Origin of the sequence: Kitasatospora sp. NPDC096204, from assembly GCF_044763205.1 — a bacterium.
Classification (GTDB): Bacteria; Actinomycetota; Actinomycetes; order Streptomycetales; family Streptomycetaceae; genus Kitasatospora.
The window spans coordinates 1-25,381 of the sequence record NZ_JBIWFT010000059.1; the positions used below are offsets into that span (position 1 = coordinate 1).

19 protein-coding genes are annotated in these 25,381 nt (G+C 72.9%); 13 read left to right on the forward strand and 6 right to left on the reverse strand.

Features of this window, described 5'->3' with window-relative positions; all coding sequences use genetic code 11:
* Positions 1-181: 181 nt before the first annotated feature.
* Positions 182-415, reverse strand: a complete 234-nt coding sequence (locus ACIQ87_RS37830) for a hypothetical protein (protein ID WP_402416306.1) — start codon at positions 413-415, stop codon at positions 182-184.
* Positions 416-954: 539 nt separating this feature from the next.
* Here ACIQ87_RS37830 and ACIQ87_RS37835 point away from each other — a divergent pair.
* The 6 genes from ACIQ87_RS37835 (at position 955) to ACIQ87_RS37860 (ending at position 8,185) form a co-directional block, all read left to right on the forward strand.
* Positions 955-3,066 (forward strand): type IIA DNA topoisomerase subunit B, encoded by a 2,112-nt coding sequence (locus ACIQ87_RS37835; protein WP_402416309.1) that lies wholly within the window; start codon positions 955-957, stop codon positions 3,064-3,066.
* Positions 3,067-3,241: 175 nt separating this feature from the next.
* Complete coding sequence (locus tag ACIQ87_RS37840; RefSeq protein ID WP_402416312.1) at positions 3,242-3,727, forward strand: DUF1453 domain-containing protein; 486 nt, start codon at positions 3,242-3,244, stop codon at positions 3,725-3,727.
* A gap of 108 nt (positions 3,728-3,835) precedes the next feature.
* Positions 3,836-4,969 (forward strand): sensor histidine kinase, encoded by a 1,134-nt coding sequence (locus tag ACIQ87_RS37845; RefSeq protein ID WP_402416380.1) that lies wholly within the window; start codon positions 3,836-3,838, stop codon positions 4,967-4,969.
* Positions 4,966-5,667: a response regulator gene (locus ACIQ87_RS37850; RefSeq protein WP_402416383.1), complete on the forward strand. Its 702-nt coding sequence runs from the start codon at positions 4,966-4,968 to the stop codon at positions 5,665-5,667. The genes ACIQ87_RS37845 and ACIQ87_RS37850 overlap by 4 nt, the downstream gene beginning before the upstream one ends.
* A 125-nt stretch (positions 5,668-5,792) precedes the next feature.
* Complete coding sequence (locus ACIQ87_RS37855; protein ID WP_402416314.1) at positions 5,793-6,404, forward strand: DUF485 domain-containing protein; 612 nt, start codon at positions 5,793-5,795, stop codon at positions 6,402-6,404.
* Positions 6,401-8,185 carry a cation acetate symporter gene (locus tag ACIQ87_RS37860; RefSeq protein WP_402416317.1) on the forward strand — a complete coding sequence of 595 codons (1,785 nt, stop codon included), beginning with the start codon at positions 6,401-6,403 and terminating at the stop codon, positions 8,183-8,185. Before ACIQ87_RS37855 ends, ACIQ87_RS37860 begins: the two co-directional genes overlap by 4 nt.
* Before the next feature lie 105 nt (positions 8,186-8,290).
* On the opposite strand, the gene ACIQ87_RS37865 is transcribed toward ACIQ87_RS37860, so the two are convergent.
* Together ACIQ87_RS37865 and ACIQ87_RS37870 are read right to left on the reverse strand one after the other, a co-directional pair.
* Entirely contained in the window at positions 8,291-8,977 is a 687-nt protein-coding gene (locus tag ACIQ87_RS37865; protein WP_392923948.1) for a response regulator, read from the reverse strand.
* Positions 8,977-10,572 carry an ATP-binding protein gene (locus ACIQ87_RS37870; RefSeq protein WP_402416320.1) on the reverse strand — a complete coding sequence of 532 codons (1,596 nt, stop codon included), beginning with the start codon at positions 10,570-10,572 and terminating at the stop codon, positions 8,977-8,979. The genes ACIQ87_RS37865 and ACIQ87_RS37870 overlap by 1 nt, the downstream gene beginning before the upstream one ends.
* A gap of 249 nt (positions 10,573-10,821) precedes the next feature.
* Between ACIQ87_RS37870 and ACIQ87_RS37875 the strand changes: the two genes are divergently transcribed.
* Genes ACIQ87_RS37875 through ACIQ87_RS37885 form a run of 3 tightly spaced genes read left to right on the forward strand, consistent with a single transcriptional unit; the run spans position 10,822 to position 13,634 of the window.
* Complete coding sequence (locus tag ACIQ87_RS37875; RefSeq protein ID WP_392883708.1) at positions 10,822-11,631, forward strand: ABC transporter ATP-binding protein; 810 nt, start codon at positions 10,822-10,824, stop codon at positions 11,629-11,631.
* Positions 11,621-12,520, forward strand: coding sequence for an ABC transporter permease (locus ACIQ87_RS37880; protein ID WP_402416323.1), 900 nt, complete (start codon positions 11,621-11,623; stop codon positions 12,518-12,520). Before ACIQ87_RS37875 ends, ACIQ87_RS37880 begins: the two co-directional genes overlap by 11 nt.
* A 37-nt stretch (positions 12,521-12,557) precedes the next feature.
* Positions 12,558-13,634 carry an ABC transporter substrate-binding protein gene (locus tag ACIQ87_RS37885; RefSeq protein WP_402416326.1) on the forward strand — a complete coding sequence of 359 codons (1,077 nt, stop codon included), beginning with the start codon at positions 12,558-12,560 and terminating at the stop codon, positions 13,632-13,634.
* 67 nt (positions 13,635-13,701) lie between these two features.
* Here ACIQ87_RS37885 and ACIQ87_RS37890 read toward each other — a convergent pair whose 3' ends face one another.
* Both ACIQ87_RS37890 and ACIQ87_RS37895 read right to left on the reverse strand, forming a co-directional pair.
* On the reverse strand, positions 13,702-14,604 hold the full coding sequence (locus tag ACIQ87_RS37890; protein ID WP_402416330.1) for a sucrase ferredoxin: 903 nt from the start codon (positions 14,602-14,604) through the stop codon (positions 13,702-13,704).
* Between the two features lie 256 nt (positions 14,605-14,860).
* Positions 14,861-17,311, reverse strand: coding sequence for a DNA topoisomerase (ATP-hydrolyzing) subunit A (locus ACIQ87_RS37895; protein ID WP_402416333.1), 2,451 nt, complete (start codon positions 17,309-17,311; stop codon positions 14,861-14,863).
* Positions 17,312-17,619: 308 nt separating this feature from the next.
* On the opposite strand from ACIQ87_RS37895, the gene ACIQ87_RS37900 reads away from it, so the two are divergent.
* The 3 genes from ACIQ87_RS37900 to ACIQ87_RS37910 all read left to right on the forward strand — a co-directional run bounded on the left by ACIQ87_RS37900 (position 17,620) and on the right by ACIQ87_RS37910 (position 21,865).
* Entirely contained in the window at positions 17,620-18,966 is a 1,347-nt protein-coding gene (locus ACIQ87_RS37900; RefSeq protein WP_402416335.1) for a M16 family metallopeptidase, read from the forward strand.
* 20 nt (positions 18,967-18,986) lie between these two features.
* Positions 18,987-20,351 carry a M16 family metallopeptidase gene (locus ACIQ87_RS37905; RefSeq protein WP_402416386.1) on the forward strand — a complete coding sequence of 455 codons (1,365 nt, stop codon included), beginning with the start codon at positions 18,987-18,989 and terminating at the stop codon, positions 20,349-20,351.
* A gap of 320 nt (positions 20,352-20,671) precedes the next feature.
* Positions 20,672-21,865, forward strand: coding sequence for an RtcB family protein (locus tag ACIQ87_RS37910; RefSeq protein ID WP_402416338.1), 1,194 nt, complete (start codon positions 20,672-20,674; stop codon positions 21,863-21,865).
* Positions 21,866-21,929: 64 nt separating this feature from the next.
* On the opposite strand, the gene ACIQ87_RS37915 is transcribed toward ACIQ87_RS37910, so the two are convergent.
* Entirely contained in the window at positions 21,930-22,211 is a 282-nt protein-coding gene (locus ACIQ87_RS37915; protein ID WP_359817494.1) for an HPr family phosphocarrier protein, read from the reverse strand.
* A 156-nt stretch (positions 22,212-22,367) separates the two neighbouring features.
* Here ACIQ87_RS37915 and ACIQ87_RS37920 point away from each other — a divergent pair, with 156 nt between their 5' ends.
* The gene (locus tag ACIQ87_RS37920; protein WP_402416341.1) at positions 22,368-25,307 is read left to right on the forward strand and encodes a GNAT family N-acetyltransferase; all 2,940 of its coding nucleotides are present in this window, start codon (positions 22,368-22,370) and stop codon (positions 25,305-25,307) included.
* The last annotated feature ends 74 nt before the right edge of the window (positions 25,308-25,381 follow it).

Genomic DNA, 25,381 nt, shown 5'->3' on the forward strand with positions numbered 1-25,381 from the left:
CTGACGACGCGTCGGCTTCACCGCCCGCGCGAGCCGGGCCGCCGACGGGCCCGGAAGGCGTGCCGGGTACAGCAGAGCCGGGCGGCCGGCCCCCGAAGGGGTCGGCCGCCCGGCTCACCGGTCGCGCGCGGTGCGCGACCGGACACAGCACGACGCCGGCTGCTGGTTTTGGCGCCCGGGATCAGCGCTCGTCGTCTACGGCCGTGGCGGCGGCGGTCGTGGTCAGGCGGCCACTCTCGTCCTGTATCTCCACGGCGATCTTCTTGAGCTCGGGCTCGAACTTCCGGCCGTGGTGGGCACAGAAGAGCAGCTCTCCGCCGCTGGCGAGTACGACGCGCAGGTAGGCCTGGGCGCCGCAGCGGTCGCAGCGGTCAGCCGCGGTGAGCGGGCTCGCAGGGGTCAGAACAGTAGTCACGTCGCCTCTTCTCTAGCTCGACGAGCTGTCGTACCAGGGTCAACATCCAACCAGGCCGAAAACGTTCCCGCTCGTGGCTTTTCTTCTCTGAGGATTCTGCTGTGTTGATGAGGACGTGCCCCGGGCGTCGGTGGTTCATGCGTGCCGAAATCCCGGGATCCGCCCGCCGCTCGAACGCCCGATCGGGATCGGGTGCGGCGTCCGCGTAGCATAATCCTCTGCCGGGTTGGAGCATAAGCCCCGCCCCGGGCCCCGGTAGCCTGCATAACGGCAGTTCCGGAGCCTGCGCCGGGCCCCACGATCCGCCAGGACCGGTGGTACCGGGAGGAGATGGCGCCCCTGGGGCCCGCGCCCGGGTGCGGTGCTTGTTCGCGCAGCGCGTACAAGCTGCGCGGGGCCGGCCCGCCGTGCTGCGCACCCGGTGTGGGGGATCGGGCACGCAGGGCGACGGGTGTCGGTGCGGCGTGCTGCACTGGCGTTTGGTCCGGATGCGTCCGGATGTGACCGATGAGACAGAACTTCACCGAGGAGAGTGCCGCGTGAGTGCCGAAACGACCGTGCCGTCCGCGCTGCTGGCCGGCGACGACGGTTCCAACTACACCGCGCGGCACCTGCTCGTCCTGGAGGGCCTGGAGGCGGTCCGCAAGCGCCCGGGCATGTACATCGGCTCGACGGACAGCCGCGGCCTGATGCACTGTCTCTGGGAGATCATCGACAACTCCGTCGACGAGGCGCTCGGCGGCTACTGCGACCGCATCGACGTCGTGCTGCACCCTGACTCCTCGGTCGAGGTCCGGGACAACGGGCGCGGCATCCCGGTCGACGTCGAGCCCAAGACCGGGCTGTCCGGCGTCGAGGTCGTGATGACCAAGCTGCATGCCGGCGGCAAGTTCGGCGGCGGCTCCTACGCGGCCTCCGGCGGTCTGCACGGTGTCGGCGCCTCGGTCGTCAACGCGCTCTCCGCCCGCCTCGACGTCGAGGTCGACCGCGGCGGGCACACCCACGCGATCAGCTTCCGCCGCGGCACTCCCGGCATCTTCACCGAGACCAGCCCGGACGCGCCGTTCGAGCCCGGCAACGGCCTGACCAAGGCCCGCAAGGTGCCCAAGACCCGTACCGGCACCCGGATCCGCTACTGGGCCGACCGGCAGATCTTCCTCAAGGACGCCAAGCTCTCCCTGGAGACGCTGCACAGCCGCGCCCGGCAGACCGCCTTCCTGGTCCCCGGCCTAACCATTGTGGTGCGTGACGAGCGACTCACCGAGAGTGAGCAGATCGAGGAGTCGGTCTTCCGCTACGACGGCGGCATCGCCGAGTTCTGCGAGTTCCTGGCCCCCGACAAGCCGGTCTGCGACGTGCTGCGGCTGCGCGGCGAGGGCACCTTCAAGGAGACCGTGCCGGTCCTGGACGACCTCGGCCACATGACCCCCACCGAGGTCACCCGCACCCTCGGCGTGGACATCGCGCTGCGCTGGGGCGCCGGTTACGACACCACCCTGCGGTCCTTCGTCAACATCATCGCCACCCCCAAGGGCGGCACCCACGTCACCGGCTTCGAGCGCTCGCTGGCCAAGACGGTCAACGAGGCGCTGCGCGCGAGCAAGCTGCTGCGCGTCGCCGAGGACGACATCACCAAGGACGACGCCACCGAGGGCCTCACCGCGGTGGTCACCGTCCGGCTCGCCGAGCCGCAGTTCGAGGGCCAGACCAAGGAGGTGCTCGGCACCTCGGCGGCCAACCGGATCGTCGCCGCCGTCGTCGCCAAGGAGCTCAAGGCCTTCCTCACGTCGGCCAAGAAGGACCAGAAGCTCCAGGCCAGGGCCGTGCTGGACAAGGTCGTCGCGGCCGCCCGCACCCGGGTCGCAGCCCGGCAGCACAAGGAGGCCCAGCGCCGGAAGACCGCGCTGGAGACCAGCTCGCTGCCCGCCAAGCTGGCCGACTGCCGCAGCGACGACGTCGAACGCAGCGAACTGTTCATCGTCGAGGGGGACTCCGCGCTCGGCACCGCCAAGCTCGCCCGCAACTCCGAGTTCCAGGCGCTGCTGCCGATCCGCGGCAAGATCCTCAACGTCCAGAAGGCCTCGGTGAGCGACATGCTCAAGAACGCCGAGTGCGCCGCGATCATCCAGGTGATAGGGGCCGGTTCCGGCCGCACCTTCGACATCGACCAGGCCCGCTACGGCCGGGTCATCTTCATGGCCGACGCCGACGTCGACGGCTCGCACATCCGCACCCTGCTGCTCACCCTCTTCCACCGCTACATGCGGCCGATGGTCGAGCAGGGCCGGGTCTTCGCCGCCGTGCCGCCGCTGCACCGGATCGAGCTCACCAACCCCAAGCGCGGCCAGGAGAAGTACCACTACACGTACTCCGACGCCGAACTGCGCTCCACGCTGCTGGAGTTCCAGCGCAAGGGGCAGCGCTGGAAGGAGCCGGTGCAGCGCTACAAGGGTCTGGGCGAGATGGACGCCGACCAGCTGGCCGAGACCACCATGGACCCGCGCCACCGCACGCTGCGCCGGATCAACCTGGGCGACCTGGAGCAGGCCGAGAGGATCTTCGACCTGCTGATGGGCAACGACGTCGCCCCGCGCAAGGAGTTCATCGTGGACTCGGCGGCCACCCTGGACCGTTCGCGCATCGACGCCTGACGCGGGCGCCCCGCGCGTCCCGCGCGTCCCGTCCGGCCGGGCCTCCACCCACGGGTGGAGGCCCGGCCGTTCGCGTTCCACCCGGGGTCCACCCCGGCTCCGATCAGCGGGAACCGGCGGATCCGTAGCGTCGGAGAGGTCAGCAACAAGCTTCTCCACGGGACGGAGTAGTCCGATGACCACCCTCACCAACCTGCTCGTGATCGCCGCGGTGATGGTCCTGGTCGTCCGGCGCCAGATGCGCGTGCAGCGCCTGGACTCCGAGCGCCGCTTCTGGATCCTTCCGCTGATCCTGGGCGCGCTCGCGCTGCGGGACCCGCAGATCATCGACCACCAGCACGCCGTGCTGTCCGGGGGCCTGCTGGCCGCCGGGCTGGTCGCCGTGCTCGCGATGGGGTCCGTCTGGGGCTGGACCGTACGGCTCTGGCGGGCCTCGGACGGCTCGGTCATGCTCAAGGGCACCAAGGCCACGGTCGCCGCGTGGACCGGGATGCTCGCCATCCGGCTCGGCCTGTACGGGATCGGCGCGGCGCTGCACGTCCACCAGTCCGGCAGCTCCCTGATGCTCGGCATGGCGGTCCTGCTGCTGGTCCGCTCGCTCGTGGTGAACTGGAGGGTCCGGGCGCTGGAGCCCGTGCCGCCCACCGCCGTCCTGCACTGAACCGCACCGGTCCCGCCGCGCCGACCCATCGCCGTGAGCACCGCCGTGAACACCGAGGAGGCAGCCGTGTCCGGCTGGTACTGGACCCGCTGGCCGGCCCGCGAGGGGATGGACCGCGAGGCCGAGAGCCGGCCGCGGCGGGCCCTGACCGTGCTGGGCCGCATCGTGCTGGTGGCCACCGTCACCTGGGGGACCATCGCCGACGGCAGGTTCGCCGGCTGGGCGGCGGTGGCCGCGACGGCCGGACTGGTCGCCGCCTTCGGGCTCTGCGCGGCCTGGCTGCGCGCCACCCGGGAGCAGCGTCGGCTGCCCGCGTACCTGCTGACCGGAGCGCTGCTCGGCGCCGCGTGGCTGGCCAACACCGGTGGGGCGACCCTGCTCGCCGACGTGCTCTGGTACGGCCTGGCGGTGATGGCGCTGGTCCGGATGCCGCTCGCGCCCGGGCTGATCACGGCGGCGGCCTCGCTGGCCTCGTACGCGGTGGTGACCACGTCGAGCTGGCTCAGCATCGCGGCCACCGTCGGCGGGATCGCGCTGCTCGGCTACCTGCTGCGGCTGGACATCGAAGCGCGCGGCACCTCCCGCCGGCTGCTCGCCCAGGAGCGGGCCGCCCGGGCCGCCGAGGCGGAGAGCGCGGCGCTCGCCGAACGGGCCAGGATCGCCCGGGAGATCCACGACGTGCTCGCCCACAGCCTGTCCGCGCAGCTCGTCCACCTGGAGGCGGCCCGGCTGATGCTGGACGCGGGGACGGACCGTGAGCAGATCCGCGAACGGGTCGTCGCCGCACGGCGGATGGCGCAGGACGGGCTGGCCGAGACCCGGCAGGCGCTGTCCGCGCTGCGCGGGGAGTTCACCCCGGTCGGGGAGTTCCTGGTCGAGCTGGCAGGGCGGGAGCGCGCCGAGCTCACCGTCACCGGCACGCCCCGGCCGCTCGCCGCCGAGGCCGCCCTCGCGGTGCGGCGCACCGCGCAGGAGGCGGTCACCAACGTCCGCAAGCACGCGGCCGGCGCCCGCTGCTCCGTGCGACTGCGCTACCTGGAGGGGGTGGTGGAGCTGGAGGTGCGCAACGCCCGGCCGCCGCGCGGCCCGTCCGAAGACCGCTCGGAGCAGGGGGAGCTGGCCGACAGCGGCAGCGGGTACGGTCTGCTGGGAATGCGCGAACGCGCGGAACTGCTCGGCGGCACGCTGCTGGCGGGCCCTGAGGACGGAGGGTGGCGCGTGCTGCTGCGGGTGCCGGCATGACGGCGGCGGGGGCGGGGGCGACCAGGGTGCTGGTCGCGGACGACCAGACGGTGGTGCGCGAGGGCATCGTGATGCTGCTGGGGCTGCTGCCCGGCATCGAGGTGGTCGGTGCGGCGGGGGACGGGGAGGAGGCCGTCGCCCTGGTGGAGCGTCATCACCCGGACGTGGTGCTGATGGATCTGCGGATGCCGCGTTGTGACGGCGTCGAGGCGACCCGGCGGATCCGCGCCGCGCACCCGGAGACCGAGGTGGTGGTGCTCACCACCTACGCCGACGACGACTCGCTGTTCCCGGCGCTCCAGGCCGGGGCTCGCGGCTACCTCACCAAGGACGCCGGCGCCGAGGAGATCGCGAGGGCCATCGCGGACGTCCGCTCGGGCGCCGCCGGGCTCTCCCCGCAGGTCCAACTTCGGCTGCTGGAAAGGCTTTCGGAGCAGCCGACCGGCTCCCGGAAGGCCGCCGAGCGGCCCGCGGCGCGGCCGGGGGAACTGCCCGACGGGCTGACCGTCCGGGAGGCCGAGGTGCTGGCGCTGATCGCCGAGGGGCTGTCCAACGCCGAGATCGCCCGGCGGCTGTTCGTCAGTCCGGCGACCGTGAAGACCCACATCAACAATCTGTTCGCCAAGACGGCGGTGCGGGACCGCGCCCAGGCGGTCGCCTACGCCTTCCGACACGGAATCACCGGGACGCAGCAGTAGTCCGATGAGTGTCTGTCGGATGATCGATCACCTCATCGAGTGAACGTATCTGCGATGGTCAGGGGCGTTGTCCGGGGGCCGCCATCATGGTTCGGGTCAGAACATCCGGCCGTCCAGGAGCAGCAGTGCCACAGCAGCAGACGAGCAGTCCCGGCCCGGGACAGCAATTCGACTGGTGGGCCGCTCCGGCCGCCGGCGCCCCCGTTGAGTCCGCCGAGCCATCGGCCGCGCACCGCCGGACGGCGGTACCGACGCAGTCGGGCCCCGACCGTACGGCCCAGTCGGCGGAGGCCGCCGGCGGGCCAGTGGCCGTCGGCGCACCGGTCCACGGGGCCGCCGACGAGCCGTTCGCCCAGACCACGCCCGACGACCAGGAGGCATCGGCCCTACCGCACGCGCCACTTGACGAGGAGCCGGTCGCCGACCGCACCGAGGTCTACCGGGCGGTCCAGGCCAGCGACACGTTCCGGCAGATCCGCCGCAGCTACCGGACCTTCGTCTTCCCGATCACCGGCGCCTTCCTCGCCTGGTACCTGCTGTTCGTCGCCGCCCAGGCCGGAGCCCCCGACCTGATGCGCAGGACGGTGGCCGGTCCGCTCAACGTGGCCTGGCTGCTGGGCCTGCTGCAGTTCGCCACCACCTTCCTGCTCACCTGGCTCTACGCCCGCAACTCCCGGACCAAGCGCGACCGCGCCGCCCTGGGCTTGCGCTGGGACACCCAGGACCAACTGCGATGACGACCGTGATGCCCACCATGCCCACCGACGCCGCCGTGGCCGCCGTCCGGACCGCGGTGCGCACCGCGGTGACGACCGCCACCCCGCCGCCCGTCGCCCCCACCGGCGACCACCACTCGCTCGCGATCGCGCTGTTCGCCGTCGTCGTCCTGGTCACCCTGGGGGTCACCCTCTGGGTCGGCCGCCAGGGCAACGCCGCCGAGGACTTCTTCGCCGGCGGCCGCGACTTCACCCCGCTGCAGAACGGTTTCGCGCTCTCCGGGGACTACCTCTCCGCCGCCTCCTTCCTGGGCGTCGCCGGGCTGATCGCGCTGTACGGCTACGACGGCGTGCTCTACAGCATCGGCTTCCTGGTCGCCTGGCTGGTGGTGCTGATGCTGGTCGCCGAACTCGTCCGCAACGCCGGCCGGTACACCCTCGCCGACGTGCTCGCGCTGCGGCTGCGCCGCCGCAGGGTGCGCGCCGCGGCCGGCGGCGCCAGCGTCGTGGTCACCCTGCTCTACCTGGTGGCCCAGATGGTCGGCGCCGGCTCGCTGGTCGCCCTGCTGCTCGGCACCGGCAGCCCGCACGCCCGCACCTGGACCATCATCGCCGTCGGCGCCCTGATGATCGTCTACGTCACCATCGGCGGGATGCGGGCCACCACCTGGATCCAGATCATCAAGGCCTTCCTGCTGACCGGCGGTTCGGTCCTGCTCACGGTGCTGCTGGTGGTCCGCTTCCACGGGGACCTCGGCGAGCTGATGCGCCAGGCCGCCCAGCACAGCGGCGCCGGGCACCGCTACCTGGAGCCCGGGCTCAAGTACGGCGGCAGCCTCACCAGCCGGCTGGACTTCGTCAGCCTCGGCCTCGGCCTGGTGCTCGGCACCGCCGGCCTCCCGCACATCCTGTCCCGCTTCTACACGGTGCCCACCGCGCGGGCCGCCCGCCGCTCCACGATGTGGGCGATCGGCCTGGTCGGCAGCTTCTACCTGATGGCGATCGTGCTCGGCCTCGGCGCCACCGCGCTGATCGGCTCGGCCGAGGTGCGGCACGCCAACTCGGCCGGGAACACCGCCGTTCCGCTGCTCGCACTGACGCTCGGCGGCGGCAACGGCAGCACCGGTGGGGTGGTGCTGTTCGCGCTGATCTCGGCGATCGCCTTCGCCACCATCCTCGCCGTGGTCGCCGGGCTGACCCTGGCCTCCTCGGCCGCCTTCGCCCACGACATCTGGGCCGGCGCCTGGCGCGCCCGGCCGGGGCGCGAGCAGACGAAGGACGGCCGCGGGCGGCGCCGCCGGGGCGAGGCCGTCCCGGCCTCCCGGGCGGCGAGGGAGTCGGAGTCCGAGGTCAGCGAGCAGCAGGAGGTGGTGGTCGCCCGGATCGCCGCCGCCGGGATCGGTGCGACGGCGATCGTGATCAGCCTCTTCGCCCAGCAGCTGAACGTCGCCTTCCTGGTCGGCCTGGCCTTCGCCGTCGCCGCCTCGTCCAACCTGCCGGTACTGCTGTACAGCCTGTTCTGGTCGCGGTTCACCGCTCGCGGCGCGGTCTGGGCGGTGTACGGAGGGCTGATCCCGGCGATCGTGCTGGTGTGCTTCTCGCCGGTGGTGTCCGGCTCCCCCGAGGCGCTGTTCCCGGGCGTCGACTTCCACTGGTTCCCGCTGGAGAACCCGGGCATCGTCTCCATCCCGCTCGGCTTCCTGGCCGGCTGGATCGGGACGGTCACCTCGTCCGAGCCCGCCGACCCGGACCGGTTCGCCGAGCTGGAGGTACGTGCCCTCACCGGTGCGGGCGCGGCCTGAGCCGTCGCGCCCGGGGAACCCCGGCGGGCCTGGGGCCGCCGGGGTTCCCCCCTGTCCGGCCCCTGTCCGGCCCCTGTCCGGCCCCGGGCCGGACAGGGGCGCGCCTCAGGCCCGGGCCGCCGGCGCGTAGCGGTGCTCCGGGCGGCCGGTGTCGCCGTACCGCAGGGTCAGCCGCAGCCGGCTGTCCCGCTCCAGCTGCTTGAGGTAGCGCTGCGCCGTGGAGCGGCTCAGCCCGGTGGCCTCGGCGACCTCCTGGGCGGAGAGCGGCCGGCCGGCCCGGCGCAGCACGCCCATCACCAGGTCGGTGGTGGGCGCCGAGTGGCCCTTGGGGAGCGTTCCGGCCGGGGCGGCGGCGCTGCGCAGGGTCGCGAACAGCCGGTCCACCTCGTCCTGACCGGCCTCCCTGGCGGGGGCGGCGAGCGCGTGCCGCAGCTGCGCGTACGCCACCAGCTTCTCCCGCAGCCCGGCGAAGGTGAACGGCTTGACCAGGTACTGGAGCGCGCCGTGCTGCATCGCGGCGTGCACCGTCGACACGTCCCGGGCGGCCGTCACCATCATCACGTCGCAGGCCACCTGGCGGTCCCGCAGGCGGCGCACCAGGGCCAGGCCGGTCTCGTCGGGCAGGTGGTGGTCGAGCAGCAGCAGGTCCACCGGGCGGCGCTCCACGGCGGCCAGTGCCTCCCCGGCCGAGTGCGCGGTGCCGGTCACCCGGAAGCCCGGGACCTTCGCCACGTAGGCGGCGTGCACGTCCGCGACCCGGAAGTCGTCGTCCACCACGAGTACGTCGATCATCACGCCTCCACGAGCCGAGTGGTGAGCAGGGCCTCGGGCAGCTCGACGGTGAACCGGGCGCCGCCGAGCGGCCCGCCGTCGAGCACGATCCGGCCGCCGGTCCGTTCGACCAGCCGCCGCACCATCGCCAGCCCCAGCCCGCGCGGACGGTGCGCGGGCGCGTCCTTGCTGGTCCACCCCTCCTCGAAGACCTGCTCGCGCAGTTCCTCCGGCACCCCCGGGCCGCTGTCCGCGACCTGCAGCAGCAGGGTCGGGCCGGCCGCGGCCAGGCTCACCTCCACCCGGCCCCCGCCGCCCGCGGCCAGTGCGTCCACCGCGTTGTCGATCAGGTTGCCGAGCACCGTGACCAGTGCCCGGGGGTCCACCACGGCGTCCGGCAGGTGCGCCGCCGGGGCCAGCGCCAGCCGTACCCCGCGCTCGCCCGCCACCGCGGTCTTGCCCGCCAGCAGTGCCGCCACGTGCGGGTCCCGCACCTGCTCGGCGATCCGCGCGGCGACCACCGCGTGCGAGCCGGACTGCTCCGAGATGAACGCCACCGCCTGCTCCTGGCGGCCCAGCTCCAGCAGGCCCAGCAGGGTGTGCATCCGGTTGGCGTGCTCGTGGTCCTGGGCCCGCAGGGCCTCGGTGAGACTGCGGGTGGTGTCCAACTCGCGGACCAGCGACTCCAGTTCGGTGCGGTCGCGGAGGGTCACCACCGCGCCTCCCTCGGGCGTGGCCATCCGGTTCACCACCAGGACGCGGTCGTCCCGGACGGCCGGCAGGTCGGTGCCGGGGATCCGCCCGGCGAGCACGTCCGCCAGCCGGCCGGGTGGCAGCACCGCGCCGATCGGGCGGCCGGCGCAGTCCTCGGGCAGGCCGAGCAGCCGCAGGGCCTCGTCGTTGGCCAGCCGGATCCGGCCGCGCTCGTCCAACGCCACCATGCCCTCGCGGATGCCGTGCAGCATCGCCTCCCGCTCCACCAGCAGCGCGGAGATGTCGGCCAGCGCGATGTTGTGGGTGCGGCGCTTGAGGCGGCGGGCCAGGAGGAGGGTGGCGATGGTCCCGGCGGCCAGGCCGGCGGCCGCGCACAGCAGGATCCCGGTGAGCATCGTCAGCAGCCGGCGGCGGATCGAGTCGTCGCTGATGCCGACCGACACCTCGCCGACGATCCGGCCGTCCGCCGTCCGCAGCGGCACCTTGCCGCGGGCGGTGCGGCCCAGGGTGCCCTCCTGGATGGCGGTGACGCTGCGGCCGCTGAGGGCCGGCTCCGGGTCGGTGCTGACCCGCTGGCCGATCCGGCCCGGGTCGGTGTGCGAGAGCCGGATGCCGTCCAGGTCGGTGACCACCACGAAGCTGGCGCCGGTGGCCAGCCGGATCTGTTCGGCGTTGCGCTGCGCGGCCACCACATCGCGGGCGGCGGCGGCCCGGGCGATGCTCTCGTCGGTGGCGGTGGCCTGGGCGATCGACAGCGCCCGTTGCATCGCGTCGTGGTCCAGCTCGCTGCTGACCGGGGCCAGGAACAGCCCGGCGGTCACGGCGGTGACCCCGACGGTGACGACGGTCTGGCTCAGCAGTAGCTGGGCGAAGACCCGGCGGGGTCCGCGGGGGAGCTTCATCCGGGCCTCCTCTCGGCGGCTGCGGGGGATCGGGCGTCCTCGGAGGGCGGTCGGGGGCGCCGGTGGGTGGGTCGGGACACCCTATGTTTCCGGGATGTTCCTGTCAGCCGCGTCCCCGCAGTTGTAGCGGAAGCAAAACGAGCAGAACACCCCTCTATGCGGAGAAGTCGCACTACGCGAAGAAGGCTCCCGCCGGGGCCGGGCCCGCTCCTACCTTTCCGGGGCAGGCACAGACCCCGGAGGATGGACATGAGCAACACCCCGGCGATCGAGCTGACCGGCGCGACCAAACGGTTCCGCACCCCGTCCGGGGCGCTGCACACCGCCGTCCGCGATCTCGATCTGACCGTCGCCCAAGGCGAGTTCGTCGCCGTCGTCGGCCCCACCGGCTGCGGCAAGTCCACCACGCTGACCCTGGTCAGCGGCTTGGAGGAGCCCACCGAGGGCGAGGTCAGGGTGTACGGCGAGCCCGTGCGCGGGATCGACCCCAAGGTCGGCTTCGTCTTCCAGCAGGACGCCGTCTTCCCCTGGCGCACCGTCCTGTCCAACGTGACGGCCGGCCCGCGCTTCCGCGGCGTGCCCGCCGCCGAGGCCAGGGAGCGGGCCCGGGACTGGCTCGGCCGGGTCGGCCTGGCCGCGTTCGAGGACCGCTACCCGCACCAGCTGTCCGGCGGCATGCGCAAGCGCGTCGCGCTCGCCCAGACCTTCGTCAACGATCCGGCGATCCTGCTGATGGACGAGCCGTTCTCGGCGCTGGACGTGCAGACCAGGGCGCTGATGTCGGACCAGCTGCTGGAGCTGTGGGCCGGTACGGGCTCGTCCGTCGTCTTCGTCACCCACGACCTGGACGAGGCCATCGCGCTCGCCGACCGGGTCGTCGTCATGACGGCCGGCCCCGCCACCGTCAAGGAGGTCTTCACCGTCGACCTGCCGCGCCCGCGCACCGTGGAGGCCGTCCGGCTGGAGCCGAGGTTCGTCGAGCTGTACCGCGAGATCTGGGCCTCGCTCGGCGAAGAGGTGCGCATCACCAGGGAGAGAGGAGCGGGTCGTGCCGCTTGAGACCGAGTCCGAGTCCGCGTCCGCATCCGAGCCCGTGCCGGCCGGCGCCGGGAAGCCCACGGCCGGCACGACGAGAACCGAGGCCCGCGAACGGGCCGCCCGCCAGCGGAAGTCGCTCGTCCACGGCGCCCGGGCCGCGGTGCTGCTCGCCTTCCTCGGGCTGTGGGAGGTCTGCGCCCGTACGGACGTCATCGACCCGTTCAACTTCTCCCAGCCGTCGAGGATCTGGGACCAGATATGGCAGTGGATCACCCACGGCACCGCCCAGGGCTCGCTCGGCGAGCAGATCGGCTACACCCTCTACGAGGCCCTCACCGGCTGGGTGATCGGCGTCGTCGGCGGTGTGCTGCTGGGCATCGCCCTCGGCCGGGTCCGCTTCCTGGCCGACGTGTTCGGGCCGTACATCAAGGTGCTCAACGCCATCCCGCGGATCGTGCTCGCGCCGATCTTCCTGATCTGGTTCGGCCTGGGCCCGGCCTCCAAGGTCGCCTCCGCGGTGGTGCTGGTGTTCTTCCCCGTGTTCTTCAACGCCTTCCAGGGCGCCCGCGAGGTGGATCGCAACCTCGTCGCCAACGCCCGCATCCTCGGCGCCGACAACCGCAGGGTCACCCTCCAGGTGGTCATCCCCGCCGCCACCACCTGGATCTTCACCAGCCTGCACGTCAGCTTCGGCTTCGCGCTGATCGGCGCCATCGTCGGCGAGTACATCGGCGCCACCAAGGGCCTCGGCCTGCTCGTCGCGGCCGCCCAGGGCACCTTCAACGCCGCGGGCGTGTACGCGGCCATGACCATCCTCGCCGTCGTCGCACTGCTCACCGAAGGGCTGCTGACCTTCGCCGAGAAGAAGCTGTTCCGCTGGAAGCCCGCCGACGCGGGCGACGGCCGCTGAACTCCCCCTGCCAGAACCGAGAAAGAGGCCCCCACCCATGCGCCCCAACCCGATCGGCAGACCAGCCGCGGCCGCCCTCGCCGCCGTCCTGCTCCTCCCGCTGTCCGCCTGCGCCAACGACGCCGCCACCGCCGGCCACGGAGCCGTCGCCGCCCCCGCCGGGCAACAGGTCGACGGGCCCAAGGTCAAGATCATGGTCGGTGGCCTGGACAAGGTCATCTACCTGCCCGCGATGCTCACCCAGCGGCTCGGCTTCTTCGCCGAGGCCGGCGTCAACGTCGAGCTGATGACCGAGCCCGCCGGCGTCAACGCCACCACCGCGCTGCTCGCCGGGGACGTCCAGGGCGCCGTCGGCTTCTACGACCACACCATCGACCTCCAGGCCAAGGGCAAGAAGGTCGAGTCCGTGGTGCAGTTCGCCCAGGCGCCCGGCGAGGTCGAGGTGGTCTCCACCAAGCAGGCCGACGCGATCAGGTCCGGCGCCGACTTCAAGGGGAGGAAGCTCGGCGTCACCAGCATCGGCTCCTCGACCGACTTCCTCACCAAGTACCTCGCGGTCAAGAACGGCACCGCCGTCAGCGAGTTCAGCCCGATCGCGGTCGGCGCCGGCCAGACCTTCATCGCCGCGCTCCAGCAGGGCAGCATCGACGCCGGGATGACCACCGACCCGACCGTCGCCGCCGTCCTGGACAAGGGCCTCGGCAAGGTCCTCTACGACATGCGCACCCCCGAGGGGTCGCGCGAGGCGCTCGGCGGCCTCTACCCGTCCTCGTCGCTGTACATGAACACCGACTGGGTGGAGAAGAACAGGGACACCACCCAGAAGCTCGCCGACGCCTTCGTCAAGACCCTGAAGTGGATGGCCACCCACAGCCCCGAGGAGATCGCCGCGAAGATGCCCGCCGACTACGCGCAGGGCGGCGCCGAACGGTACGCGGCGGCGATCAAGGCGACGCTGCCGATGTTCACCACGGACGGCGTGATGCCGGCCGACGGGCCGAAGACCGTGCTCGCGGTGCTCGCCGCGTTCCACCCGGACGTCAAGGGCAAGGAGGGGTCGATCGACCTGGCGAAGACGTACACCACGGAGTTCGTCGCCAAGGCCGCCGGCTGACACCCCGGCGGCCACGGCTCCGGCCGCAGCGGTCCCGCGCTCACCCCCACGGGCGCGGGGCCGCTCCTCACAGGCCCCGGACCGACAGCACCTCCATCCGGGAGGGCGTCCCCGCCGCCTTGCCGCAGCTCTCCGGACGCGCCGGCTCGCTGACCGTCTCGATCACGTCCACCTCCCAGGACCGCCCGTCCCGGTGCAGCACCGTCACCAGCCAGCGGCCCTCGCCGTCCGGCCGCTGGGTGAGCGTCAGCACGTCCACCGCCGTCTCGCCGGTGGCCAGCCGCACCGCGTGCTCGGCCGCCTGGCCCGGACGCTCCCAGCCCGAGCAGCCGCGCGACCACTCCGGCACCGTGTGCCCGGCCGCCGTCGCCGCCAGCACCTCCTTGGCGGTCTCCGGCGTCAGCCGCCCGTACGCGTAGCCGTACGGCAGCACCAGCATGGTGGGGGAGAAGCGGTGCCCGCCCAGGTGGGTGACCTCCCACACCTCGCTGTGCCCGGCCGCGGCCAGCTCCGCCGCGAGCGGACGGCCCAGCAGCGCGCAGCAGCGGTCCCGCCGCCCGTTGGTGCACACCAGGGCCACCGGGCCGCCGACGTGCTCCGCCCCGAAACCGGTGTGGTCACCGGCGCCCAGCGCCGCGAAATCCAGCTCCAGCAGCTCCGCCGGATCCGTCACCCCCGCCCGGCGCACCCAGCCGCGGCCGGGCACGGTGTGCGCCACCAGCACCTCGTGGCGCGCGGTCGGCAGGCAGTCGGCGTGCCGCCCGGGCCGTCGGATCAGGGCCACCCGCACGCCCGTCCCGGCCGCGGCCGCCTCCAGCGCCCGCCCGACCGCGGCGTCCAGGTGGCTCTCGCCCAGCGCCTTCGCGCCCCACGGTCCGTTCTGCTCCACCAGCAGCCAGGTGGTGGCCACCGCCGCCGTCGCGGCCAGCGGCTCCGAAAGTTCACGCGACACGGTCGCACAGGTGCTCACTTGGGCAAGGCTACCCTCACCTGATCACCCCCACGCGAACACCCGAAGGCGGCCCTCACCCGCCGTGCCACCGCCTCGTGGCGGAGCGCGGAGACGGTCGGGAGGCCGCCGGTACTCGTCCGGCAGCGGCAGGTGACCCGCTCGGTGCCGAGCACCCGTGGAAGACGGGTCCGCGTTCCCCACCGGACGGGCACGACAAGGCGGAGGGGTACCGGACGACTCCGGTACCCCTCCGCCCGCGCCAGGGCGAGAGCCGCTACGCCGGGCCGGCGACCACCGCGATCGGGGTGGTGACCGGAGTGCCGGAGCCGTCGCGGCGCGGGTCGCGCTCGGGCAGCTCGACCGGGGCGCCCTTGGCGGTGGCGGCACGGGCCGGGACGGCACCGGCCCAGGCGAAGGCCAGGCCGTCCTCACCGCGCAGGAAGCGCTGGCAGCGCACACCACCGGTGGCACGGCCCTTGCGCGGGTACTGCTCGAACGGGGTGACCTTCCAGGTCGTCTGCTCGCCGTCGGACAGCGTGCCCGTGGCCGTGGCCACCGAGACCACCACCGCGTCCGCCGCCGGATCCACCGCCGTGAAGGACAGCACCCGGGCACCGTCCGACAGCTTGATGCCCGCCATGCCGCCCGCCGGGCGGCCCTGCGGACGGACCTGGCCCGCCGGGTAGCGCAGCAGCTGGGCGTCCGAGGCGATGAAGACCAGGTCCTCCTCGCCGGTGCGCAGTTCGACCGCGCCCACCAGCTCGTCACCCTCCCTGAGAGCGATCACCTCGAACTCGTCCTTGTTCGCCGGCCACTCCGGCACCACCCGCTTCACCACGCCCTGCAGCGTGCCCAGCGCCAGCCCCGGCGAGGACTCGTCCAGCGTGGTCAGCGCCAGCGCCCGCTCCCCGGCCTCCAGCCGCAGGAACTCGCCCACCGCGGCCCCGCCCGCCAGCGTCGGCGACGGCGTCGGAGGCAGCGCCGGCAGGTCGATCACCGGCAGCCGCAGCACCCGGCCCGCGGACGTCACCACACCCACGTCCGCCCGCGCCGTCGCGTGCACCGCCGACACGATCACGTCGTGCTTCGCCCGCTTCTCCGACACCTCGAACGGCTCGCCGTCCGTCGTCCGCGCCAGCAGCCCCGTCGACGACAGCAGCACCCGGCACGGGTCGTCCGCGACCTCCAGCGGCACCGCCAGCGCCGCCGACGGCACCGCCCCCGCCTCCAGCAGCACCGTGCGCCGCTCCGTGCCGAACTGCTTCGCCACCGCGCCCAGTTCGGACGACACCACACTGCGCAGCTTGGTGTCCGACTCCAGGATCTCGGTCAGCTCCGCGATCTCCGAGGTCAGCTTCGCCTTCTCCTGCTCCAGCTCCACCCGGTCGAAGCGGGTCAGCCGCCGCAGCGGGGTGTCCAGGATGTACGCCGTCTGCGTCTCCGACAGCGAGAAGCGCTCCATCAGGCGCTCCTTCGCCTGCTGCGCGTTGTCACTCGACCGGATGATCGCGATGACCTCGTCGATGTCGAGCAGCGCCACCAGCAGGCCCTCGACCAGGTGCAGCCGCTCCTCGCGCTTGCGGCGGCGGAAGTCGCTGCGCCGGCGCACCACGGTGAAGCGGTGGTCGACGTAGACCTCCAGCAGTTCCTTCAGCCCGAGCGTCAGCGGCTGCCCGTCCACCAGCGCCACGTTGTTGATGCCGAAGGTCTCCTCCATCGGCGTCAGCTTGTACAGCTGCTCCAGCAGCGCCTCCGGCACGAAGCCGTTCTTCACCTCGATGACCAGCCGCAGCCCGTGCTCACGGTCGGTCAGGTCCTTGACGTCCGCGATGCCCTGGAGCTTCTTCGCGTTGACCAGGTCCTTGATCTTCGAGATGACCTTCTCCGGGCCGACGTTGTACGGCAGCTCGGTGACCACGATGCCCTTGCGGCGGGCCGTCACCGCCTCCACCGACGTCGTCGCCCGGATCTTGAAGGTGCCGCGGCCCGACTCGTACGCGTCCCGGATGCCCGACAGGCCCACGACCCGCCCACCGGTCGGCAGGTCCGGACCGGGCACGAACCGCATCAGCGTGTCCAGGTCCGCGTTCGGGTGCTTGATCAGGTGCCGGGCCGCGGCCACCACCTCGGACAGGTTGTGCGGCGGCATGTTCGTCGCCATGCCCACCGCGATGCCCGTGGCGCCGTTCACCAGCAGGTTCGGGAACGCGGCCGGCAGCGCCAGCGGCTCCTGCTCGCTGCCGTCGTAGTTCGGGCCGAAGTCGACGGTGTCCTCGTGGATCGACTCCACCATCGCCATCGACGCGGCCGTCAGCCGCGACTCGGTGTAGCGCATCGCGGCCGGCGGGTCGTCGTTGCCCAGCGAACCGAAGTTGCCGTGCCCGTCGATCAGCGGCAGCCGCATCGAGAACGGCTGCGCCATGCGCACCACCGAGTCGTAGATGGACGCGTCACCGTGCGGGTGCAGCCGGCCCATCACCTCGCCCACCACGCGGGCGCACTTCACGTGCGCGCGGTCCGGGCGCAGGCCCATCTCGTTGGCCTGGTACAGGATGCGGCGGTGCACCGGCTTCAGGCCGTCCCGCGCGTCGGGCAGCGCACGCGAGTAGATCACCGAGTAGGCGTACTCCAGGAAGGAGCCCTGCATCTCGTCCACGACGTCGACGTCGAGGATCCGCTCCTCGAAGTCTCCGGGCGGCGGGGTCTGCGAACTGCGGCGGGCCATCGCGGCGGGGCTCCCTTACGTGTCGCTGGCTGTGTCTCGGTCCGTCTCGGCCGGCCGCCGCGCGCCGTGGGGCGAACGTCGGCCGTCTCCTCGCCACTCCCGCCGCCGGACCCGTCAACCGGGCACCGTCGACAGGGCGCGGCGCCCCCATTGTGGACCCTCGGGCCGACACTCCCGGTCAGCGGCCCTCTTCCGCCCCTGGCGAACGCCCCCCTCCGCGCGGACACGAACACGGCTCCCGCGCGTTGCACCACAATGGGGGACGCCACACGAACCCCCGACATCGACGACGGGAAGGACCCGAGCGCATGGCCAACCCGGCCCCCGCCTCCAGCCGAGGCATCGCCATCACCGAGCACCGCCTGGCCAACGGCCTGCGCGTCGTCCTCTCCGAGGACCACCTCACCCCGGTCGCCGCCGTCTGCCTCTGGTACGACGTGGGCTCCCGCCACGAGGTCAAGGGCCGCACCGGCCTCGCCCACCTCTTCGAGCACCTGATGTTCCAGGGCTCGGCCAACGTCTCCAACAACGGGCACTTCGAGCTCGTCCAGGGCGCCGGCGGCTCGCTCAACGGCACCACCAGCTTCGAGCGCACCAACTACTTCGAGACCATGCCCGCCCACCAGCTGGAGCTCGCCCTCTGGCTGGAGGCCGACCGGATGGGCTCGCTGCTCGCCGCGCTCGACGAGACGTCCATGGAGAACCAGCGCGACGTCGTCAAGAACGAGCGCCGCCAGCGCTACGACAACGTCCCGTACGGCACCGCCTTCGAGAAGCTCACCGCGCTCTCCTTCCCCGACGGCCACCCGTACCACCACACCCCGATCGGCTCCATGGCCGACCTCGACGCGGCCACCCTGGAAGACGCCCGCACGTTCTTCCGGACGTACTACGCGCCCAACAACGCCGTCCTGTCCATCGTCGGCGACATCGACCCCGAGCAGACCGTCGCCTGGGTCGAGAAGTACTTCGGCTCCATCCCCGCGCACGACGGCAAGCAGCCGCCGCGCTCCGGTGAACTCCCCGAGACCATCGGCCGCGAGATCCGCGAGGAGATCCACGAGGACGTCCCCTCGCGTGCCCTGATGGCCGCCTACCGCCTCCCGCACGACGGCACCCGCGAGGCCGACGCCGCCGACCTCGCCCTCACCATCCTCGGCAGCGGCGAGTCCAGCCGCCTCTACAACCGGCTGGTCCGCCGCGACCGCACCGCCGTCGCCGCCGGCTTCGGCCTGCTGCGCCTGGCCGGCGCCCCCAGCCTCGGCTGGCTCGACGTCAAGACCTCCGGCGACGCCACCGTCGAGCAGATCGGCACCGCCGTCGACGAGGAGCTCGCCCGCTTCGCCGCCGAGGGCCCCACCGCCGAGGAACTCGAACGCGCCCAGGCCCAGATCGAGCGCGAGTGGCTCGACCGGCTCACCACCGTCGCTGGCCGTGCCGACGAACTGTGCCGCTACGCCGTCCTGTTCGGCGACCCCAAGCTGCTCAACGACGCCCTCCCCAAGGTCCTCGACGTCACCGCCGAGGAGGTCCAGGCCATCGCCAAGGCCCGGCTCCACCCCGACAACCGGGCTGTGCTCGTCTACGAGCCCACCGCCGCCGAGACCGACGCCGACTCCGACGCCGCTTCCGAAGAGGAGGGTGCCGCCGTATGAGCACCGACTACGTCCCCGCCATGACCTTCCACCCGCAGCCCCAGCCGGGCACGCCCAGCCCCTGGGACTTCCCCGCCCCCGAGCGGGCCGCCCTCGGCAACGGCATCACCGTCCTGCACTGCCACCGGCCCGGCCAGCAGCTGGTCGCCGTCGAGGTGCTGCTCGACGCCCCGCTCGCCGCCGAGCCCGACGGCCTCGACGGCATCGCCGGCATCCTCGCCCGCGCCTTCAGCGAGGGCACCGACACCCTCAGCGCCGAGGAGTTCGCCGCCGAGCTGGAGCGCGCCGGCGCCACCCTCGACGCCCACGCCGACCACCCGTGCATCCGGATCTCCCTGGAGGTCCCCGCCTCCCGGCTCCAGCGCGGTCTGTCCCTGCTGGCGGACGCCCTGCGCGCCCCCGCCCTGCCCGAGGCGGAGATCGAGCGGCTGGTCGCCAACCGCCTGGACGAGATCGTCCACGAGCAGGCCAACCCCGCCCGGCGCGCCGCCAAGGCCCTGTACGCCGAGCTGTTCGACGCCGCCGACCGGCTCTCCCGGCCCCGCGCCGGCACCGCCGACACCGTCAAGTCGATCGACCGCGCGGCCGTCAAGGCCTTCTACGACGCCCACGTGCGCCCCGCGACCAGCACCGTCGTGGTCGTCGGCGACCTCACCGGCGTCGACCTGCCCGCGCTGCTGGAGAGCACCCTCGGCACCTGGACCGCGGCGGCCGCCGAGCCGTCCGCCCACGCCCCGGTCACCGGCGACGACCGCGGCCGCGTCGTCATCGTGGACCGTCCCGGCTCCGTCCAGACCCAGCTGCTCATCGGCCGGATCGGGCCCGACCGCCACGACCCGCTCTGGGCCGCCCAGATCCTCGGCACCTACTGCCTGGGCGGCACCCTCACCTCCCGCCTCGACCGCGTCCTGCGCGAGGAGAAGGGCTACACCTACGGCGTACGGGCTTTCGCCCAGCCGCTGCGCTCGGCCGCCGACGGCAGCGGGCGCGCGATGCTCGCCATCAGCGGCTCGGTGGACACCGCCTCCACCGCCCCTGCGCTGGCCGACACCTGGACCATCCTGCGCACCCTCGCCGCCGAGGGCCTCACCGACGCCGAGCGCGACGAGGCCGTGCAGTTCCTGGTCGGCGTCGCCCCGCTGAAGTACGAGACCGCGGGCTCGGTCGCCGGCACCCTGGCCGACCAGGTCGAGCAGTACCTGCCGGACGACTACCAGGCCGAGGTCTACCGGCAGCTCGCCGAACTGCCCACCGCCGCCGCCACCGAGGCGGTCGTCGCGGCCTTCCCGCCGGACCGTCTCGTCACCGTCCTGGTCGGCGACGCCGCCGTGATCGCCGACGACGTGCGGGCGCTCGGCATCGGCGAGGTCACCGTCGTCAGCTGATCCGTCCGTCGGATCCCCGTCCGGCCCGGTGGAGCACCCGCTCCGCCGGGCCGGACGCGTTGTTAAACCCGTTGCGGGCCGCCCCCGTTCCGTGGATAGATGTTCCCCGGCGCACAGCACGTGCGAACCACGACGAGGGAAGGGAGGCGGTCATCATGCGGGTCGAGCGAGTCATACGACGCTCCCCACGGCCGTATTCCCCCTGCCCCGTCGCCCTGGGCCGCTGAGCCCCACCCCCTGAACTTCCCCGAGCCGCGCCGGGATTCCACGCGCGGCAGCTTCCTCACGTGAACTTCCCGACCTCTGGAGGTCGTTCGACCATGACGTACACCGAGGTGCCCGGCGTCCGGGTGCCGATCCGGATGTGGACCGACCCGGCGACGGTCGAGGGCCAGGCCATGCAGCAGCTGCGCAACATCAGCTCCCTGCCCTGGCTGCACGGCCTCGCCGTGATGCCCGACGTCCACCTGGGCAAGGGCGCCACCGTCGGCTCCGTCATCGCCATGAAGGACGCGGTCTGCCCGGCGGCCGTCGGCGTCGACATCGGCTGCGGCATGAGCGCGGTGAAGACCTCGCTCACCGCCGAGGACCTCCCGGACGACCTCTCCGGCCTGCGCCGCGAGATCGAGCGGGCCATCCCGGTCGGCCGCGGCCTGCACACCGACCCGGTCGACCCGGCGAAGCTGCAGGGCTTCCGCGCGGCGGGCTGGGACGACTTCTGGCGGCGCTTCGACGGCATCGCGGAGGACGTCAGGTGGCGCCGCGAGCGGGCGATGCAGCAGATGGCCACGCTCGGCGGAGGAAATCACTTCATCGAACTGTGCGTCGACACGACTGGCGCGGTCTGGCTGATGCTCCACTCCGGTTCCCGCAACATCGGCAAGGAGCTGGCCGAGCACCACATGGGCACCGCCCGCTCGCTGCCGCACAACCAGGGCCTGATCGACCAGGACCTGGCCGTCTTCCTCGCGAAGACCCCGGAGATGGCGGCCTACCGCCAGGACCTCTTCTGGGCGCAGGAGTACGCGAAGCACAACCGGGCGGTGATGATGGCGCTGTTCCAGGACGTCGTCCGGCGGGAGTTCACCAAGGCGGAGGTCGCCTTCGACGAGGTGATCAGCTGCCACCACAACTACGTGTCGGAGGAGCGGTACGACGGCGTCGACCTGCTGGTGACCCGCAAGGGCGCGATCCGGGCCGGCTCCGGGGACCTCGGGATCATCCCGGGTTCCATGGGGACGGGTTCCTACATCGTCCGCGGCCTGGGCAACGCGGCGTCGTTCAACTCCGCCTCGCACGGCGCCGGCCGCAAGATGAGCCGCAACGCGGCGAAGAAGCGGTTCACCACCGAGGACCTGGTCGAGCAGACCAAGGGCGTGGAGTGCCGCAAGGACGGCGGCGTGGTGGACGAGATCCCGGGCGCCTACAAGAACATCGAGAAGGTCATCGAGCAGCAGAAGGACCTCGTCGAGGTGGTCGCGCACCTCAAGCAGGTGGTCTGCGTGAAGGGCTGACCGAAAGCCGATCGGGGTGGCGCCACAGTGTGGCGGCACCCCGATCGGGTGGGCGTCGCGAGGCTCAGACCGCGGCGGGGAGCTCGTCGAGGCCCTCGGAGACGAGCTTGGCGAGGCGGTCGAGGGCGTCGTCCGCGTTCTCGGCGTCGGAGGCGAGGATGACCTCGTCGCCGCCCTGGGCGCCCAGGCCGAGGAGGCCGAGCATGGAGGCGGCGTTGACCGGGTTGCCGCCCGGCTTGGCGATGGTGATCGGCACGCCGGTGGCCGTGACGGCCCGGACGAAGACGGAGGCGGGACGGGCGTGCAGGCCCTCGGCCCAACCGATGGTGACGCGGCGCTCAGCCATGAGACGTGCCTTTCCGGTGAAGCTGGTCACGGCCGTGCTCGGGGGAGCGGGGGAAGCGGCCATGTTGTCTAGACCAGTGTTGCACGCAGGTGGCCCCTGGGAACCGCTGCGTTCAGGAGTTGTGATTGTTTCTTTTCGGGGCATAAACCCCGGTCGATGGGTCCTGCCCACCCTGCCGTGGGTACGCGTCCGGCGCCATTCGGCTCATTGCCGGATAACCTGACGAATGTGGAAGACCCCGCGGTGGCGAACCCCGAGCAACCCGACTACCCGCAGCACTGGGAAGCGGACATCCTGCTGCGCGACGGAGGTACGGCCCGGATCCGTCCGATCACGCCCGACGACGCCGGACGGCTCGTGGAGTTCTACGAGCAGGTGTCGGACCAGTCCAAGTACTTCCGGTTCTTCGCCCCCTACCCGCGGCTCTCCGACAAGGACGTCCGCCGCTTCACCCACCACGACTTCGTGAACCGGGTCGGCCTCGCGGTGGTGGTCCGGGACCGCTTCATCGCCACCGTCCGCTACGACCGGATCGACGCCGAGGGCCGCCCCTCCGACACCGGCACCGACGCCGAGGTGGCCTTCCTGGTGCAGGACGCCCACCAGGGCCGCGGCGTGGCCTCCGCCCTGCTGGAGCACATCGCGGCGGTCGCGCAGGAGCGCGGCATCCGCCGCTTCCAGGCCGAAGTGCTGCCGGAGAACCGGAAGATGGTGAAGGTCTTCACCGACGCCGGCTACACCCAGCACCGCAGCTTCGCTGACGGCGTGGTGCACCTGGAGTTCGACCTCGAACAGACCGACCGCTCGCTCGCCGTGATGCGTGCCCGCGAGCACCGCGCCGAGGCGCGCTCGGTGCAGCGGCTGCTCACCCCGCGCTCGGTGGCGGTGATCGGGGTCTCGCGCACCCCGCAGACCGTCGGTCGCGCCATCCTGCGCGACCTGCTGGGCGACGACGCCCAGGCCGACCGCCCGGTGTACGCGGTGAACCGCAACGCCGTACCGGGCACCGAGCTGGACGGTGTCCCGGTCCACCGTTCGATTCTGGACATTCCCGGGCCGGTGGACCTCGCGGTGATCGCCGTCCCCGAGGGCGCCGTCCCGGCCGCCGTCGCCGACTGCGGCGCCCACGGGGTGCAGGGCCTGGTGGTGGTCACCGCCGGCTACGCGGAGACCGGCCCGGAGGGCCGGGACCGGCAGCGCGCGCTGGTCCGCCAGGCCCGTGCGGCCGGCATGCGGGTGATCGGCCCGAACGCCTTCGGCCTGATCAACACCGACCCGAAGCGCCCGCTGAACGCCTCGCTCGCCCCACGGCTGCCCGGCAGCGGCGGCTTCGGGATCTTCTGCCAGTCCGGCGCGATCGGCGTGGCCCTGCTGGAGGCCGCCCACAAGCGCGGCCTCGGCGTCTCCTCCTTCGCGTCGGTCGGCAACCGCGCCGACGTCTCCGGCAACGACTTCCTCCAGTACTGGGCCGAGGACGAGGCCACCCAGGTGGTGCTGCTGTACCTGGAGTCCTTCGGCAACCCGCGCAAGTTCACCCGGATCGCCCGCCGTCTCGCCGCCGTCAAGCCGGTCGTGGTGGTCAAGGGCGCCCGGCACACCGGCAGCCTGCCGCCCGGCCACGCCGTCCCCGCCACCGCCACCGGTCTGCGTGACGCCACCGTGGACGCGCTGTTCGAACAGGCGGGCGTCACCCGGGTGTCGACCATCACCGAGCTGTACGACACCGGCGAGCTGCTGGCCCAGCAGCCGCTGCCGCCGGGCAACCGGGTCGCGGTGGTCGGCAACTCCGACTCGCTCGGCCTGCTCACCTACGACGCCCTGCTGAGCGCCGGCCTGCGCCCGTGCACGCCTGTCGACCTCACCACCGCCGCGACCGGCGAGAACTTCCGGATCGCCCTGGACGTCGCTCTCGCCGACCCGGCCGTGGACGCGGTGATCGCCGTCGCCATCCCGCCGATCGGCACCTCCGCCCACGCCTTCATGGGCGGCCGGCTGACCGGCGAGGACGACCCCGCGATGGGCTCGGACGACCCGGAGATCGCCGCCGCCCTCCTCGACGCCGGCCACCGCGCCCGGGAGCTGGGCAAGCCGCTGCTGCTCACCCACCTGGCGCTGACCGACCTGCCCGCCCGGTTGCGCCCCGGCGGCATCCCCGCGTACGCGGCGCCCGAGCGGGCCGTGCACGCCCTCGCCCACGCCGTGCACTACGCGCAGTGGCGCCGCCGTACGGCCGAGGCGGAGGAGACGGCGCGCGTCCCGGAGCTGGACCGGATCGACGAGCCCGGCGCCCGCCGGCTGGTGGAGGCGGCGCTGAGCACCCGGGCCGCCGCCCGCCCGTCGCCCACCACCACCCTTGCCCGAGGCGCTACGCGCCGCACCGTCATGCTGCGCACCCAGCCCGGCGGTGCCCGGATCACGCTGTCCGAGGCCGAGGCGCAGGAACTGCTGGCCCGCTACGGGATCGACGTCTCGCCGGTGCTGCCGGCCCCGGACGAGGAGGCCGCCGTCAGGGCCGCCGGGACGCTCGGCTACCCGGTGGCGCTGAAGGCGACCGCCCCGCACCTGCGCCACCGCCCCGACCTGGGCAGCGTCCGGCTGGACCTGACCGGCGAGGCGGGCCTGCGCCGCGCCCACCGTGAGCTGGACGCGCTGCTCGGCGGCGCCGCCCCGGCCGACCTGGTGGTCCAGCGGATGGCGCCGCGCGGGGTGGACACCGTGATCGCCGCCACGGTGGACCCGGCGGTCGGCGCGATCCTGTCCTTCGGCCTGGCGGGCGCCCCGGCCGAACTGCTGGGCGACACGGCGCACCGGCTGGTTCCGGCCACCGACCAGGACGTCGCCGGGCTGATCCGGGAGGTCCGGGCCGCGCCGCTGCTGTTCGGCTGGCGCGGCGCCGAGGCGGTGGACACCGACGCGCTGGAGGAGCTGCTGCTGCGGGTGTCGCAGCTGGTGGACGACGTGCCGGAGATCGCCTCGGTGGATCTCGAACCGGTGGTCGTGGCCCCGCACGGACTGGCGATCCTGGGGGCGCGGGTGCGGGTCGCACCCCTGCCGGTCCGCAGCGATCTGGGTCCGCGCGCCATGAGCACGCTGTAACCTTCCTTGGTTGCGCCCTGCCCGGGCGCTGTTGTCCGAAGCTCGGCGCCGTGCCGCCCGCTTCGTCGGCGGAC

What these genes read in the sequence shown, in the direction of transcription:
- ACIQ87_RS37840 (WP_402416312.1), top strand. Translation starts at nt 3,242, where the DNA reads ATGACCACCCTCACCAACCTGCTCGTGATCGCCGCGGTGATGGTCCTG.
- ACIQ87_RS37845 (WP_402416380.1), top strand. Translation starts at nt 3,836, where the DNA reads ATGGACCGCGAGGCCGAGAGCCGGCCGCGGCGGGCCCTGACCGTGCTG.
- ACIQ87_RS37850 (WP_402416383.1), top strand. Translation starts at nt 4,966, where the DNA reads ATGACGGCGGCGGGGGCGGGGGCGACCAGGGTGCTGGTCGCGGACGAC.
- ACIQ87_RS37860 (WP_402416317.1), top strand. Translation starts at nt 6,401, where the DNA reads ATGACGACCGTGATGCCCACCATGCCCACCGACGCCGCCGTGGCCGCC.
- ACIQ87_RS37865 (WP_392923948.1), bottom strand. Translation starts at nt 8,977, where the DNA reads ATGATCGACGTACTCGTGGTGGACGACGACTTCCGGGTCGCGGACGTG.
- ACIQ87_RS37870 (WP_402416320.1), bottom strand. Translation starts at nt 10,572, where the DNA reads ATGAAGCTCCCCCGCGGACCCCGCCGGGTCTTCGCCCAGCTACTGCTG.
- ACIQ87_RS37875 (WP_392883708.1), top strand. Translation starts at nt 10,822, where the DNA reads ATGAGCAACACCCCGGCGATCGAGCTGACCGGCGCGACCAAACGGTTC.
- ACIQ87_RS37885 (WP_402416326.1), top strand. Translation starts at nt 12,558, where the DNA reads ATGCGCCCCAACCCGATCGGCAGACCAGCCGCGGCCGCCCTCGCCGCC.
- ACIQ87_RS37895 (WP_402416333.1), bottom strand. Translation starts at nt 17,311, where the DNA reads ATGGCCCGCCGCAGTTCGCAGACCCCGCCGCCCGGAGACTTCGAGGAG.
- ACIQ87_RS37900 (WP_402416335.1), top strand. Translation starts at nt 17,620, where the DNA reads ATGGCCAACCCGGCCCCCGCCTCCAGCCGAGGCATCGCCATCACCGAG.
- ACIQ87_RS37905 (WP_402416386.1), top strand. Translation starts at nt 18,987, where the DNA reads ATGACCTTCCACCCGCAGCCCCAGCCGGGCACGCCCAGCCCCTGGGAC.
- ACIQ87_RS37910 (WP_402416338.1), top strand. Translation starts at nt 20,672, where the DNA reads ATGACGTACACCGAGGTGCCCGGCGTCCGGGTGCCGATCCGGATGTGG.
- ACIQ87_RS37915 (WP_359817494.1), bottom strand. Translation starts at nt 22,211, where the DNA reads ATGGCTGAGCGCCGCGTCACCATCGGTTGGGCCGAGGGCCTGCACGCC.
- ACIQ87_RS37920 (WP_402416341.1), top strand. Translation starts at nt 22,368, where the DNA reads ATGGGTCCTGCCCACCCTGCCGTGGGTACGCGTCCGGCGCCATTCGGC.